Origin of the sequence: Sphingopyxis sp., from assembly GCF_035565275.1 — a bacterium.
In the GTDB taxonomy this organism is placed as follows: domain Bacteria; phylum Pseudomonadota; class Alphaproteobacteria; order Sphingomonadales; family Sphingomonadaceae; genus Sphingopyxis.
Genome location: NZ_DATMST010000340.1, coordinates 1 through 14667, shown reverse-complemented (window position 1 = coordinate 14667; position 14667 = coordinate 1). Strand labels below are relative to the sequence as shown.

11 protein-coding genes are annotated in these 14667 nt (G+C 64.7%); 5 read left to right on the top strand and 6 right to left on the bottom strand.

All coding sequences use genetic code 11. The features are described 5' to 3' along the window. The 5 genes from VN047_RS22095 to VN047_RS22075 form a co-directional block, all read left to right on the top strand. On the top strand, positions 1–598 hold a 598-nt coding region (locus tag VN047_RS22095; protein ID WP_325546538.1), incomplete at its 5' end, for an HlyD family efflux transporter periplasmic adaptor subunit. A gap of 1 nt (position 599) precedes the next feature. Then, positions 600–2150, top strand: a complete 1551-nt coding sequence (locus VN047_RS22090) for a DHA2 family efflux MFS transporter permease subunit (RefSeq protein ID WP_325546536.1) — start codon at positions 600–602, stop codon at positions 2148–2150. 65 nt (positions 2151–2215) lie between these two features. Next, positions 2216–4096 carry an ABC-F family ATP-binding cassette domain-containing protein gene (locus VN047_RS22085; RefSeq protein ID WP_325546534.1) on the top strand — a complete coding sequence of 627 codons (1881 nt, stop codon included), beginning with the start codon at positions 2216–2218 and terminating at the stop codon, positions 4094–4096. Positions 4097–4238: 142 nt separating this feature from the next. Beyond that, a complete protein-coding gene (gene hppD / locus VN047_RS22080; protein WP_325546532.1) occupies positions 4239–5327 on the top strand; it encodes a 4-hydroxyphenylpyruvate dioxygenase in 1089 nt (362 codons plus the stop codon). Then, complete coding sequence (locus VN047_RS22075; RefSeq protein ID WP_325546530.1) at positions 5324–5869, top strand: VOC family protein; 546 nt, start codon at positions 5324–5326, stop codon at positions 5867–5869. Before hppD ends, VN047_RS22075 begins: the two co-directional genes overlap by 4 nt. 148 nt (positions 5870–6017) lie before the next feature. On the opposite strand, the gene VN047_RS22070 is transcribed toward VN047_RS22075, so the two are convergent. The 6 genes from VN047_RS22070 to VN047_RS22045 all read right to left on the bottom strand — a co-directional run. Then, positions 6018–6671, bottom strand: a complete 654-nt coding sequence (locus tag VN047_RS22070; RefSeq protein ID WP_325546539.1) for a YqaA family protein — start codon at positions 6669–6671, stop codon at positions 6018–6020. Positions 6672–6835: 164 nt separating this feature from the next. Beyond that, positions 6836–8428, bottom strand: a complete 1593-nt coding sequence (gene purH / locus VN047_RS22065; protein ID WP_325546528.1) for a bifunctional phosphoribosylaminoimidazolecarboxamide formyltransferase/IMP cyclohydrolase — start codon at positions 8426–8428, stop codon at positions 6836–6838. An 82-nt stretch (positions 8429–8510) separates the two neighbouring features. Then, positions 8511–9527 (bottom strand): phytase, encoded by a 1017-nt coding sequence (locus tag VN047_RS22060; RefSeq protein WP_325546526.1) that lies wholly within the window; start codon positions 9525–9527, stop codon positions 8511–8513. Positions 9528–9546: 19 nt separating this feature from the next. Further along, entirely contained in the window at positions 9547–10962 is a 1416-nt protein-coding gene (locus tag VN047_RS22055) for a metallophosphoesterase family protein (protein WP_325546524.1), read from the bottom strand. After that, a complete protein-coding gene (locus VN047_RS22050) occupies positions 10962–13808 on the bottom strand; it encodes a TonB-dependent receptor (RefSeq protein WP_325546522.1) in 2847 nt (948 codons plus the stop codon). Before VN047_RS22050 ends, VN047_RS22055 begins: the two co-directional genes overlap by 1 nt. Positions 13809–14099: 291 nt before the next feature. Beyond that, on the bottom strand, positions 14100–14667 hold a 568-nt coding region (locus VN047_RS22045), incomplete at its 5' end, for a heparinase II/III-family protein (protein WP_325546520.1).

Here is a 14667-nt window from a genome sequence, read left to right as displayed (position 1 = left end):
ACTCGCTTCGGCCTCGGCGGCGCGCGATCTTGCCGCTGCCGGCATTGCCTCGGCCGAAGCTACCCGCGGCTCGGCAAGCGGTGACCTCGGTGCCGCCGAAGCCGTGGTGCGCGGGACGACGATTAACACCGCACCCGACGTAGCGGCCGCCGAAGCGCGGCTCGAAAAAGCGCGCCTCGATCTTGCGCGCACCGTGCTGCGCGCGCCCGTCGACGGCATCGTTACCAACCGGCAGGTGCAGGTCGGTCAGCGGATCGCCGCGGGCGCGCCGATCATGGTACTCGTCCCGATCGCGACCGCCTATGTCGACGCCAATTTCAAGGAAAGCCAGTTCCAGGACATCCGTATCGGCCAGCCGGTCGAGCTGGTATCGGACTATTATGGCGGCGATGTCGTCTATCGCGGCAAGGTGACCGGTATCGCCGGCGGCACCGGTGCGGCCTTCTCGCTGATCCCCGCGCAGAATGCGACGGGTAACTGGGTGAAGGTGGTGCAACGCCTGCCGGTGCGTATCGCGCTCGATCCGAAAGAGCTGAAGGCGCACCCGCTGCGCGTCGGCCTCTCGATGGAAGCCACGATCGACACGCGCGGCAACTGAAATGGCTAGCGCCGCCGCTCCCGCATCCGCAATCCCCGCCGAGCCGCAACCGCTGACCGGTGCGCGGCTGATCGTCGCGGCCTTCGCGCTGGCGCTCGCCAATTTCGTCGTGGTGCTCGACACCACGATCGCTAATGTGTCGGTGCCGCATATCGCGGGCGGACTCGCGGTGTCGCCGACGCAGGGGACATGGGTGATCACCAGCTATGCTGTCGCTGACGCGATCAGCGTGCCGCTCACCGGCTGGCTTGCGATGCGGTTCGGCACCGTGCGCTGGTTCATGATCTCGATCATCGGGTTCGGTATCTTCTCCTTCCTTTGCGGCGTCTCGCGTACGCTTGACGCGCTGGTGCTCTTCCGCGTGCTGCAGGGCCTCGCCGGCGGGCCGCTGATGCCGCTGTCGCAGATCCTGTTGCTGCGCATCTTCCCGAAGGAAAAGGCCGGGATCGGGCTTGCGATCTGGGCGATGACAACGACTACTGCGCCGATTCTCGGGCCGATCCTCGGCGGCACGATCAGCGACAACTGGACCTGGCCGTGGATTTTCTTCATTAACCTGCCCGTCGTCGCGATCTGCGCGTTTGGCGTATTCACGCTGCTCTCGCCGTTCGAGACCAAGCGCGCAAAGGCACGCATCGACGTGATCGGCCTGATCCTGCTCGTCGTATCGGTCGGCGCGTTCCAGATCATGCTCGACACCGGCCGCGAGCATGACTGGTTCGGATCGGTGTGGATCGTCGGGCTTGCGGTCGTCGCCGCGATCAGCTTCGCTGCCTTCGTGATCTGGGAACTTACCGACGCCAATCCGGTCGTGAACCTGCGCATCTTCCGCTTTCGCGGCTTCAGTTTCGCGACCATGGCGATCTCGCTCGGCTTCGGCGCCTTCTTTGCGCAGGTGGTGCTGACACCGCTATGGCTCCAGCAGGTCGCGGGCTATACGGCGACCGAGACGGGCTTCATTGTCGCCTGGCTCGGCGTGTTCGCGGTGCTGCTGTCGCCCGTCGCGGCGGGGCTGATCACCAGGATCGATGTGCGCATCACCATCTCGGCGGGTATTCTCTGGATGGCATTCATGTCGATCCTGCGCGCGAGCTGGAACGCCGACGTCGGCTATTGGACGCTCGCGCTGCCGCATATCCTGCAGGGGATCGGCATGCCTTTCTTCTTCGTCGGACTGACCGCGCTCGCGCTGAGCTCGGTGCCCGCGCAGCACCAAACCTCGGCGGCAGGGCTGATGAGCTTCCTGCGCACGCTGTGCGGCGCGATCGGTACCGCTGTCGCAACGACCGCATGGGATGACGCGAGCCGGGTTTCGCGGTCGGAACTGGTGTCGTCGCTCAACAATCCCGAAGCGACGATGACGTCGCTGCAAAGTGCCGGACTGACGCTCGAACAGGCGCGCGGTGCGATCGAGCGATTGGTCGAGGTGCAGGCCTCGACGATCGGGGTGCTTCACCTGTTCCTCGCGTCGGGGGTCGTGTTCGTGATTGCCGCGGCGTCGGTGTGGCTTGCGCCGCGGCCGAAGCAGATATCGATGGGCGGAGGGCACTAGCGGAAGCGCGATAAAGCGGTTTCACCCGCTTGGGCTTCGCTCTCCGTCATGCTAGGCGCGCCGCCATGTTGACGATCAATAGCCTCACCGTTCGCCTCGGCGGACGCACTATCCTCGATCGCGCAGGCGCAAGCCTGCCGGGCAAAAGTCGCACCGGGCTTATCGGCCGCAACGGCGCGGGCAAATCGACGCTGATGAAAGTGATGATCGGTCAGCTCGAAGCCGACGAAGGCGGGATCGAAATGCCGCGCAAGACCCGCGTCGGCTATATCGCGCAGGAAGCGCCGAGCGGAATCGCGACGCCTTTTGACACCGTGCTCGCCGCCGACACCGAACGCGCCGAACTGCTCGCCGCGTCCGAGGTCGAACAGGACCCCGACAAACTGGGCGACATTCACGAGCGGCTGATCGCGATCGACGCCTATACCGCGCCCGCGCGCGCGGCGCGCATCCTGATCGGGCTGGGTTTCGACGAGGAGATGCAGGGCCAGCCGCTCGACAGTTTCTCGGGCGGGTGGAAGATGCGCGTTGCGCTTGCGGCGCTGCTCTTCTCGAACCCCGACCTGCTGCTGCTCGACGAACCTTCGAACCACCTCGACCTCGAAGCGACGATGTGGCTCGAAAGCTTCCTGCGCGCTTACCCCGGCCAGCTCGTCGTGATTAGCCACGAGCGCGACCTGTTGAACAACGTTGTCGATCACATCCTCCATCTCGAGGGCGGCAAGGTGACGCTCTACCCCGGCGGTTATAATGATTTCGAGCGTCAACGCGCCGAACGGATCGCGCAACTTGCTGCGGCGAAAGCCGCGCAGGATGCGCAGCGCGCCAAGCTGCAGGATTATGTCGCACGCAACAGCGCGCGCGCCTCGACCGCGAAGCAGGCGCAGTCGCGCGCCAAGCAACTCGCGCGCATGCAGCCGATCGCGGCGGTCGCCGAGGACCCCAGCCTCGTCTTCGATTTTCCGAGCCCTGATGAGCTCAAGCCGCCGCTGATCACGCTCGATCTTGCGAGCGTCGGATATACGCCCGGCGCGCCGATCCTGACGCGGCTGAACCTGCGCATCGATCCCGACGATCGCATCGCGCTGCTCGGCCGCAACGGCAACGGCAAGACGACGCTCGCGCGTCTGCTCGCGGCGCAGCTGACGCCGATGGACGGCGCGATGGCGGCCTCAGGCAAGATGCGCGTCGGTTATTTCACCCAGTATCAGGTTGAAGAACTCGACGGCAGCGATACGCCATTGGGCCATATGACGCGCGTGATGACTGGCAAGACGCCCGGCGCAGTGCGCGCGCAGCTCGGACGCTTCGGCTTCACCGGTAACAAGGCGACCACCGAGGTCGGCAAGCTGTCGGGCGGCGAGCGTGCGCGGCTCGCGCTCGCGCTGATCACGCGCGACGCACCGCACCTGCTCATCCTCGACGAGCCGACCAACCACCTCGATGTCGATGCGCGCGAGGCACTGGTGCAGGCGCTCAACGGCTTCGACGGCGCGGTGCTGATCGTCAGCCACGACCGCCACATGCTCGAACTCACCGCCGACCGGCTCGTCCTCGTCGACGACGGTACCGCGCGCGATTTCGACGGCAGCATGGACGATTATGTCGCCTACATCCTCGGCAAGGGCGCACCGGCGAAGGAAAGGGCGTCGAAGGCCGACCGCAAGGAAGATCGCAAGGCCGCCGCCGCGGCGCGCGAGGCGGCGGCGAAGATCAAGAAGGGCGTCTCGGATGCCGAGGCCGACCTCGCCAAATATCAGGTCATCCTCTCCGCGATCGATCGCGCGATGTTCGACCCGCAGGGCGCCGCGAACGAGTATAAGGGCCTGACGATGAGCGAGCTGTCGCAGCGGCGCGGCAAGATCGTCGCCGCGCAGGAAGCCGCCGAAGCGCGCTGGGTCGCGGCGAGCGAGGCGCTGGAAGCGTTCGAGACCGCGGCGGCCTAGATTATCCGTCCCTTCATCGTCACCCCGGACTTGATCCGGGGGCCAGCCAATCGCGGCAGCTTCGTCATGGATCGGCCTGCATTGACTCGATGACCTCGATCCATCATAATAGTTACAATTGAAACCAGATGGGATTGCGATCATGGCCGACCTCTTCGAAAATCCGCTGGGCCTCGACGGCTTCGAATTCGTCGAATTTTCGGCGCCGGAGAAGGGCATTCTCGAACCCGTGTTCGAGGCGATGGGCTTTGCCCAGATCGCGCATCACCGCTCGAAGGACGTCCAGTTGTGGCGTCAGGGCGGCATCAACCTGATCGCCAATTACGAACCCAAATCGGCCGCGGCCTATTTCGCCGCCGAGCATGGCCCGTCAGCGTGCGGCATGGGCTGGCGTGTCCGCGACGCCGCGAAAGCCTATAACGAAGCGATCGAACGCGGCGCCGAGCCGGTCGAGGTCAATCCCGGCCCGATGGAACTCCGCCTGCCCGCGATCCGCGGCATCGGCGGCTCGATCATCTATCTGATCGACCGTTACGGCGACGACCTCAGCATCTACGACATCGACTTCATCTATGAAGAGGGCGTCGATCGCCACCCGGTCGGTGCGGGGATGCAGTTGATCGATCATCTGACGCACAATGTCTACGGCGGCCGGATGGCGCATTGGGCGGCGTTCTATGAGCGCATCGCGGGCTTTCGCGAGATCCGCTATTTCGACATCAAGGGTGAATATACCGGCCTGACCTCGAAGGCGATGACCGCCCCCGACGGCAAGATCCGCATTCCACTCAATGAAGAGGGCGCGGGCGGCAAGGGCCAGATCGAGGAGTATCTGCGTGCCTATAATGGCGAGGGCATCCAGCATATCGCGTTCAGCTGCGACGATCTCTACGCCGCATGGGACAAATTGAAGGCGCTCGGCAACCCGTTCGCGCCGTCGCCGCCGGCGACCTATTACGAGATGCTCGAAGAGCGCCTCCCGGGCCATGGCGAGTCGGTCGAGGGTCTCCAGTCGCGCGGCATATTGCTCGACGGCTCGACCACCGAAGGCGACCCGCGCCTGCTGCTCCAGATTTTCGGTCAGACCGTGATCGGCCCGGTCTTCTTTGAATTCATCCAGCGCAAGAAGGATGAAGGCTTTGGCGAGGGCAATTTTACGGCGCTGTTCAAATCGATGGAAATGGACCAGATTCGCCGCGGAGCCCTGAACGTCGAGGAACCAGCCGAATGAGGAGCCCGATCAAATTGGGCGGCGTCCACCACGCCGCCTATCGCTGCAAGGACGCGAAGGAAACGGTCGATTGGTACGAGCGCATGCTCGGCATGACCTACACGACCGCGTTCGCCGAGGATCATGTGCCGTCGACCGGCGAATATGACCCCTATATGCACGTCTTCCTCGACGCGGGGAACGGCAACATCCTCGCGTTCTTCGAGCTGCCGAACCAGCCTGTCATGGGGCGCGACGAGAATACCCCGGCATGGGTCCAGCATCTGGCGTTCAAGGTCGGCAGCTTCGACGAACTGGTTGCCGCGAAGGCGCATCTGGAAAGCGAAGGCGTCGACGTGCTCGGCCCGACGCACCACGGCATCTTCAAGTCGATCTATTTCTTCGACCCCAACGGCCACCGCGTCGAACTCGCGTGCGACATCGGCACCGACGAGCAATATGCCGAACTGAAACGCGTCGCGCCGCTGATGCTCGAAGAGTGGAGCCAGACCAAAAAGGCGCCGCGCCATGCCGACTGGCTGCATACGGCGGCTAACGAGTAGGCCTCGCAGAGAAGCGGATTCTTCTTGTTTCGTTACCCCGGACTTGATCCGGGATCCGTGGGCCCGACGCTGGCGTAAATGGACCCCGGATCAAGTCTGGGGTGACGATGTAGCGGGCGTTAGTCTAATTCGCGTCCGCGTCGTCTGCTTACTTCCGGTCCAGCCCGATGCTTTCCAGCGTCGCGCCGCTGCACTCGTCGGCTTCCTTGGACTTGCCGTCGCCGGACAGCGCGCCGATCGCGAGGAAACCCGCGACCACGGCGACCAGAAACGCGCCAGTGACCCAGATCAGATATTTGTCGATGAACGCCTTGATCGGCGCCCCGAACAGTCGGAACAATATGCCGACAAGCATGAAGGAAAAGGCCCGGCTGGCAAGGCTCGCCCACAGGAAGGTCCAGAAATTCATGTGGATGAAGCCGGCGGTGATCGTCAGCAGCTTGAACGGGATCGGCGTCGCACCCTTGATCAAGATGATCTCCGCACCGAATTCGCGCAAATAACAGGCGGCCGGCGGGAAGGCATCGGTCAGTCCGAGCACGCCGAGCAGCCACAGTCCGACGCTTTCATAGAGAAAGAAGCCTATCCCGTAGCCGAGCATACCGCCCGCGACCGACGCGAGCGTGCAGATGACCGCATAGCGCACCGCCTTTTTCGGATTGGCGAGGCACATCAGCCCGAGCAGCGGGTGCGGCGGGATCGGGAAAAAGCTCGCTTCGACAAAAGATACCAGCGCCAGCCAGAACTCGGCATGCGGATGCGCCGATTTCTCCATCGTCCAGTTGTACAGGCGCGTGATGATCGACGGCTTGCGAGTGGTGGCGGTCATGCTGGTCCTTGGTACCGGGTCAGGATGACCACAGCCTCCCTATGCCGTTCGTGTCGAGCGAAGTCGAGACACCCATCAGTCGCCCTTGCCTTCGGGGTGTCTTGACTTCGCCCGACACGAACGGAGAATCGGGTCGGTTAATGCCGGAAATGGCGCATCCCGGTGAACACCATCGCGAGGCCCGCTTCGTTCGCCGCCGCGATCACTTCGTCGTCGCGGATCGATCCGCCCGGCTGGATGACGCAGGTCGCGCCCGCCTCGACTGCGGTGAGCAAGCCGTCGGCGAACGGGAAGAAGGCATCGCTCGCGACCGCGCTGCCGACGGTGCGCGCCTCGGCCCACCCGTGGCTCTCGGCGGCTTCGCGTGCCTTCACCGCGGCGATGCGCGCGCTGTCGCGGCGGTTCATCTGCCCCGCGCCGATGCCCGCGGTCGATCCGCCCTTGGCGTAGACGATCGCGTTCGACTTCACATGCTTGGCGATCGTCCATGCGAACAGCGCGTCTGCGAGTTCTTCCTCGGTCGGCGCGCGGTCGGTGACGACCTTCAGGTCGGCGCGGGTGATGCGGCCATTGTCGCGGCTCTGCGCGAGCCAGCCGCCGGCGATCGTCTTTATCATCAGCCCGCCGCGCGCCGGATCGGGCAGTTCGCCGGTGAGCAGCAGGCGGAGGTTTTTCTTCTTCGCGAACACCGCGCGCGCATCGGCGTCGGCGTCGGGCGCGCAGACGACCTCGGTGAAGATGCCGCTAATCGCTTCGGCCGTCGGTCCGTCGAGCGGCCGGTTGACCGCGATGATCCCGCCGAAGGCCGAGACATCGTCACACTTGAGCGCCGCGTCATAGGCCTGGGCGATCGTCGCGGCACTCGCGACGCCGCACGGATTGGCGTGCTTGACGATCACGCAGGTCGGATCGGCCTCGCGGAATTCGGCGACCAGCTCGAGTGCCGCATCGGCGTCGTTGATATTGTTGTAGCTGAGTTCCTTGCCCTGCACCTGTTCGGCGCCTGCAATGCCGCGCGGTCCGGGCACGGCGGGGATATAGAGCGCGGCCTGCTGGTGCGGGTTTTCGCCATAGCGCAGTTCGGCCGACAGCTTGGCGGTCAGCGGCAATGTTTCGGGGAACGTCCGGCCTTGATCGGCGATCGCGAACCAGCGGGCAATCGTGCCGTCATAGGTCGCGGTGTGCGCGAAAGCCGTCGCGGCAAGTCGCTTGCGCAGCGCCAGCGTGGTGGCGCCGTCATTGGCTTCCATCTCTTCGATTACCGCTACATAATCCTCGGGCTCGGTAACGATGCCGACGAACGCATGGTTCTTCGCCGACGAGCGCACCATCGCAGGGCCGCCAATGTCGATATTCTCGATGATCGTGTCGCGGTCGGCACCGCTCATGACGGTCTGCAGAAAGGGATAGAGGTTGACCACCACCAGATCGATCGCGCCGATGCCATGCTCCTCCATCGATGCGACATGCGCCGCATCGTCGCGCACCGCGAGGATGCCGCCGTGGACGGTGGGGTGCAGCGTCTTGACGCGGCCGTCCATCATCTCGGGAAAGCCGGTGAGGTCCGAAACGTCGAGGACGGTGTGGCCCGCTTCGCGCAGCGCCTTGGCGGTGCCGCCGGTCGATACGAGTTCGACGCCGTGGCGGACGAGCGCGGCGGCAAGGTCGGCGAGCCCCGCCTTGTCGCTGACGGACAGGAGGGCGCGGCGGACGGGAATCAGGTCGGTCATGGAAAGGGCGGCCTTTGCAGGATGGGAAAGACGCGGCCCCCCTAGGCGGGTGGGGCCGCTATCGCAACCCTTCCGCCCCTTTTTAGAGCCCCAATGCCGCCGCGATCTGGTCCCAGCGCACCAGCTTGAAATTCTGCGCCTTGGGGGCGTTATCCCCATCCTGCGCGAGGAAGATGCCGTCGGGGAAGGCGGGGCCGAAATTGCCCGCGACCGCTTCGATCCCGTCGGTCTCGCTCGTCGCGCCGAATGTGCCTGCGGCGACGGCAAAGCGCCCGACATAGTCCACGCCCGGCAGGCGGAACACGGCATACGCGTTGTCGCCCTGGCTCGACGCGAGCAGGTAGCGCTCACCCTTGTGATCGATCGTCGCAAGGCCTTCGACGTCGGCGACGAGGCGCCGGTTGTCCACCGGCGCAACGAGGCGTGTGGTGGCGGTGTTGCCATTGGGCTTCAGTTCCCAGATGCCGGCGTCTTCCTCGCCCACATAGAGCGTGTCGCCGTCGAAGACGCAGCCTTCGGACTGGGTCGGGATCTTGTATTCCCATTGGACCATGAAGCTTGGCGCGCCATCGACCGAAAGCGTGCCGACGCGCACCGTGCCGTCCTTGACGATCAGCGCTGCGGTGACCGGCGCGCCGGGCGCGGTTTTTTTGAGGCAGAGGCCATAGGCTTCGCCGGTGCCCGCCGCCGCACGGCCGAGTGCGGTAACAGCGGGCTTGTCGGCGTCAAGACGGAACACCGCAAGATGCGCGTTCACGCCGTCGTTGCGGTCGCTTGCGACGATGATGTTGCCCGCGACGTCGACATTGTTGACGAGACCCGCCTGGGTGAAGGCGATATCCTTGCCGGCCAGGTCATAGACGTGGAGGCCCGCCTTCTTGTCGGTGGCGACGATCAGCGCGCGGTCCGGATTGGCGGGGTCGATCCAGATCGCGGGATCGTCGGCGGCGTCGGCCTTGCCCGTGCCGACGGGCGCGGTTTCGCCGCTCGCGGTGACTTGCACCGGCGGCAGGCCGGTGAATACGGGTTCGCTTGCGACGCAGCCCGCGACGGTCGCAGCGAGCGTCGCAGAGGCGAGCAAGGTGGAAATCCGGTTCATCATATTACCCCTGTTCTCCCTATTTGCCCGTCGCGACGCAGCGCCCGCCGTCGGGGCCGACTTCGCCCGCGCAGGTGCGCGTGGCAAGCGTCGGCTCGTCGATTTCGGTGAGGCGATTGCCGCCCGCCGTGCGGTCGAGATTGAAGCCGTCGTACAGCTTGCCCGACGCGCTATAGGTACGGAACCGGAGCCGCTTCGGCTCGACATCGACGATCTGATAGAGTTCGGTCGCCTCGGCGATCTTGTCGGGCTGGTTCGGCGCCCGGTCGTTGAGGCGATACATCTTCGAACCCGTCACCGACACCAGATAGACCGGACCCTGGACGCTGCCGTCGGCGCGCGCGCTGGCGCTCGCCTCGCGGCCGGCTTCGCCGGTCAGCCGGCTATAGCAATGGTCGTGGCCCTGTAGCACGAGGTCGACCTTGCGTTTTTCGAACACCGGCTTCCATGCCGCCTTGATTTCCTTTGTATCGTTTGGACGCGCGCAGGTGAACACCGGCTGGTGGAACAGCACGACATTCCAGTTCGCCTTCGACGAGGCGAGCGTGGCGTCGAGCCAGTCGGTCTGCGCCTTCATCGACCCGAGGTCGATCGCGGCGGTGCCGTCGAGGACGATGAAGCGCACGCCCTGATAATCGGTGTAATAGGTCGTCGCCCTGACCGGGGCGGCGCCGTTCGACGGCAGCGCGAATTGCGCGGGCCAATAGGGCCCGAGCTTGCGGCTTTCGCTGCCGTCGCGTTTCGGGACATCGACATATTCATGATTCCCGGCCGCGGGCACCTGCGGGACGATCGCATAATTATAGCCTCCCGCCTGATTCCACTCGCCCCATTCGTCGTCATGGTCGAGGTCGTCGCGCTGCGCGACGAGGTCGCCGGCGTGGACGACGAGGCGGATGTCGCCATTGGCGTGGAACGCCTGCCGGATCACACGGCTCGCATAGGTGAGGATGCCGTTCTGGACATCGCCGAGATAAAGGAAGCGAAAGGGCTTCGCCTCGGCCGCCGCAGTGCGGAACTGATACCATTCGCTCCAGCCCGCCGCGCCCTTGACGCGGTAGGCATAGGCGGTGTCCGGCGCGAGGCCGGTGAAGCGGACCTGATGGTAGAGCGCAGGGCCGTAACTGCTGTCCACCGGCATGGCCTTGCCGGTGATCAGCACTGCCTTTTCCTCGAGCGTCGGTCCATCGACCGACACCGCGAGCTGGGCCTGCGAGGCGGCCTGCGCGGTGTCAGTGCGAAAAGCGACCGCCATCTCGCGCGCCGGGTCGGCGCCCGGCGTGAGCACGATGCGGTCGGGGAGGTTTTTCGGCGCATAGGGAAGGCCGGGCGAACGCGGGACCGGTCCGCCGCCTTCCTGTGCATGCGCGGGTAGCGACGAACCCCCGATAGCCAGCCCTGCAGCCAGCGGCAGCAGGGCAAAACGGCAGCGCATCAGAACTTCACCCGCGCGCCGAACTTCATCGTCCACTTATATTGCTCGAACTGCAGCAGATTCTGGCGGGCGCCGACATTGTTGTACGCATAATATTTCGCGTTGTTGATGTTCACCCACTCGTAAAAGACCTGAACCTGCCTGGTGACGTCATATTTCGCCGAAAGATCGAGCTGGAAATGATTGTCGATGATCCGGTCTTCCGCCGCGGTGTCGCCAAGCTCGTCGAGATATTTCGAGCGATAGGTGCCGGCAAGGCGCAGCGAGACCGGGCCCTTCTCGTAACCCAGCGCCGCATTGAAGGTGTGTTTCGAAGCGGCCGGCAGATTGATCTTCCGCAGGTCGCCGATGTCGCCGTCGGTCGGCACCTTTCCGGTTGCGTCGGTGTAGGTGTAGTTCGCGTTCACAAGGAACCCGTCGAACGGTGCGGGCAGGAAGCGCAGCGCCTGCGTGTAGCTGAGCTCGAGGCCCCAGATTTTCGCGCTGTCGCCGTTGATCGGGATCGTCGCCTCGTCGAACGCGATGCCGTTATATTGGCCCGCATCCTCGAGGTTGGTGTCGACGATGAAATTCTTGATATCCTTGTAGAAGACGCCCGCCGACAGCGCACCGTTGTTCGGCAGATAATATTCGACGCCGGCGTCGAAATTCCATGCCTCGTACGGCTTAAGGTCGGGGTTGCCGAATTCGCCCTCGCGCTCGTTGTCGTCGTTCTGCTCGATGGTGAAGCGCGGCGCGAGCTTCGACAGCTTGGGCCGCACCAGGCTCTTGTAACCCGCGGCGCGCAGCACGAGATTCTGCTGCGGCTCCCAGCGGATCGTCAGGCTGGGCAACCAGTGGTCGTAATTGCGCTTGAACTGGTTGGGCGTGCTGATCACGGTGTCCTCGTCCGCTTCCGACCCGTCGGGCAGGTCGCCGCCTTCCTCGATCAGCGTGACGGTGTTGGCGCGGATGTCGTTCTTCGTGTGTTCGTAGCGTACGCCGCCGATCACGCGGAGCGTATCGCTGTCCCAGCGGCCGAGCAGATAGCTGGCCATGACATCTTCGCTCACCGAATAATCCTCGACCGACGAATCGAACAGCGAGTCGAGTTCGTTGAGCTCGAAATCGCCGCGGTTCGCGTTGAAGAAGCTGCGCACGCCCTTCTTGCCCAGCACCGGCGAGATATCGGTGATGCGATAGGTCTGGTTGCCGACGAGGTCGGCCATCGTCAGCCCGTCCATTTCCCAATATTGCGTTTCGAGATTGTAGCTCTTGTCGCGCCAGCGGCCCTTGGCGCCCGCCTGGACGGTGAAGGTGCCGCTATCCATCGCGAATTCGCGCGCAAGGTCGAGCTTGGCGCCCCATTCCTCGTCGCGCGAGTCGGACAGGCCGGTGATCTGGACGCTGTCGAGCTCATATTGCGACGGATCGGAGAAATCGGCGATCGCGCCGGCGCTGCCGCCGACGGTGTAGTGCGGCCGCCGCGGATCGGCGAAGTCGAGGCCGAGGTCGAGGCCTTCGTCCTCGAACGTCCGTTCGAAGTTCGCGGGGTCGATCGAACCATTTTCGCGCTCGGTCGACTTGGCGTAGCTGACCGAATATTTGGCGTGCCAGCCGTCGCTGTCGGTTTCGCCGCCGAGCACGAGGCTGCGGATGCGCTGGCGCTCGAACCGGTCCTTCAGCGAACGCTGGACCGAAAGCTCGCCGTCGGCGTCGCTATAGACGACGTCGGCGCCGCTGCCCGACAGCTCGCCGGCATCCTCGAGCTTGAAGCTGGTTTCGCGGCGATATTCCTGGTCGTCGAACTGGCTGTAAATGCCGCGGGCATAAAGCTTGGTCGACGAACCGAGGCGGAAATCGAAGTTCAGGTTGGCCGACAGGCGCTTCCGCTCGACGTCATAGTCGCGATAATTGACCTCTTCGGTCGTGATCAGGCCGTCGTCGGTCACATTCCAGCCGTCGGCCTCGACATTGTCGGTTTCGAACTTGCGCTGATAATAGGAAATGCCGCCCGATACGCCGACATTGTCGCCCAGCCGCTGCGAGAAATCGATGCTGCCCTTCGGCGTCAGCTTCTCCGAATAGTCGTTGTAGCTGCCCTCGATCTTCGCGGTCAGCAAATTCTTGCGGCGCTCGAAGGCGCTGGTCGTATTGATTTCGATCGACGCGCCGATCGTGTCGGCGTCCATGTCGGGGGTCAGCGACTTCTTGACTTCGATCGATTCGATGCTGTCGCTCGAAATCACGTCGAGCGCGACCGAGCGGACGTCGCTTTCGGGCGCCGGCAGGCGCACGCCGTTCACCGAGGTCGCATTGAGTTCGGGGTCGAGACCGCGGACCGAGACGAAGCGGCCTTCGCCCTGGTCGTTGAGGATGTTGACGCCGGGCAGGCGGCGCAGCGATTCGGCGACATTCTGGTCGGGGAACTGGCCGACCGCGTCGCGGGTCAGCACGCTTTCGATGCCGTCAGCTGCGCGCTGACGCGACAGCGCGCTCGCCTGGTTAGCCGACTGGCCGAGCACGAGGATCGATCCGTCGGTGCCAAGGACGATGTTCACCCTAGCGTTGCCGGTTTCGGGAATGTCGACGGTCATCGTCCGGACCTCGGCGCCGACATAACGGGCCTCGATCGTATAGGTGCCGGCCGGAATATTGCTGAAACGAAAGGTGCCGTCGCGGTCGGCTTCCGCCACGCGGCCCAGTTCGACGATGCGCAGCTGCGCGCCCTGCAGCGCGCGCGTGTCGGTCGCGTCGGTAACGGTGCCGGTCAGGTCGCCGGCATAAGCGGCAGTGGGAAGCGTGGCAGCGAGCGAAAGGCAGGTGCCGAGCAGGATGCGCGAGCGGACGGTACGAAGCAGGTGCATGAAATCCCCCGAGAAGTGCAAGAAGTTCGCCGGTTCCCGTTGGCTTCCGGCGAGTCGAGGGGCGCACTGGCAGGGGTCTGTGACCGCTGTGTTACGCAGCTGTCACACTAATGAAACAGAAGGAAAGCGGTGTCGGTCAAGCACCCGGAATCCGCCGCAATTCGGGTTTCGGGAAAATCGGTGCGATCGTATATTTTGTAACATCACGGGTGCGACGGTCAGGCATGTACGCCTCAAATCCACCCCGAGCCCGCCATCACCCCGGCGCTGCAGAACCTCGTGCGCCGCTGATCAACCGATATGCTTGAAGATCCACCCGATACTCGCCCCGCCCGCGGGCGCGATACCGGCGACGACGAGCTGTTCGGTCGGGTGCGGCCGGCCTTCGCCGTCGACCCACAGGCTTTGTTCGACCTGCAAGGTGCCTTCGGAGGTGCGGAACTGCCACAGCGGACCGCCGCCCACGCGCAGAAGTGCACCGAGTTTGTCGGCGGTCAGGCTGGCCGAAATATTGCGCCCGAGGTGGAAGCGCAGCGTGAAGCCCTTGTCGCCCTTGCGCCGCGTGCGCGGGGCGGGGAGCAGCATGTCCTCGCCGCGCAGTTCGCGCCCGTTGGGGGAGAGGATCAGCAGGCGGCGGTGGATCAGCCCGTGGCGGCGCGCATAGCCGTCGTGACTCATCTCGACCCGGCTGCCCTGCGGCGTTTCGCGGCGGTCGAGTTCGACCTCGGTCACACCCTTGCCGAGCGAGCCGTTGGGAAGGATCGCGGTCGAATTGCTGTCGCCCAGCGTCAGTGTCGAATGCGCGGCGGTGGTGCGCAGGCCGCGCGCCAGGTCGGTGGGAATCGTGGCGCCGTTCAGC

Coding starts and splice junctions, on each gene's coding strand:
- VN047_RS22090 (WP_325546536.1), top strand. CDS start 600: ATGGCTAGCGCCGCCGCTCCCGCATCCGCAATCCCCGCCGAGCCGCAA.
- VN047_RS22085 (WP_325546534.1), top strand. CDS start 2,216: ATGTTGACGATCAATAGCCTCACCGTTCGCCTCGGCGGACGCACTATC.
- hppD (WP_325546532.1), top strand. CDS start 4,239: ATGGCCGACCTCTTCGAAAATCCGCTGGGCCTCGACGGCTTCGAATTC.
- VN047_RS22075 (WP_325546530.1), top strand. CDS start 5,324: ATGAGGAGCCCGATCAAATTGGGCGGCGTCCACCACGCCGCCTATCGC.
- purH (WP_325546528.1), bottom strand. CDS start 8,428: ATGACCGACCTGATTCCCGTCCGCCGCGCCCTCCTGTCCGTCAGCGAC.
- VN047_RS22060 (WP_325546526.1), bottom strand. CDS start 9,527: ATGAACCGGATTTCCACCTTGCTCGCCTCTGCGACGCTCGCTGCGACC.
- VN047_RS22055 (WP_325546524.1), bottom strand. CDS start 10,962: ATGCGCTGCCGTTTTGCCCTGCTGCCGCTGGCTGCAGGGCTGGCTATC.
- VN047_RS22050 (WP_325546522.1), bottom strand. CDS start 13,808: ATGCACCTGCTTCGTACCGTCCGCTCGCGCATCCTGCTCGGCACCTGC.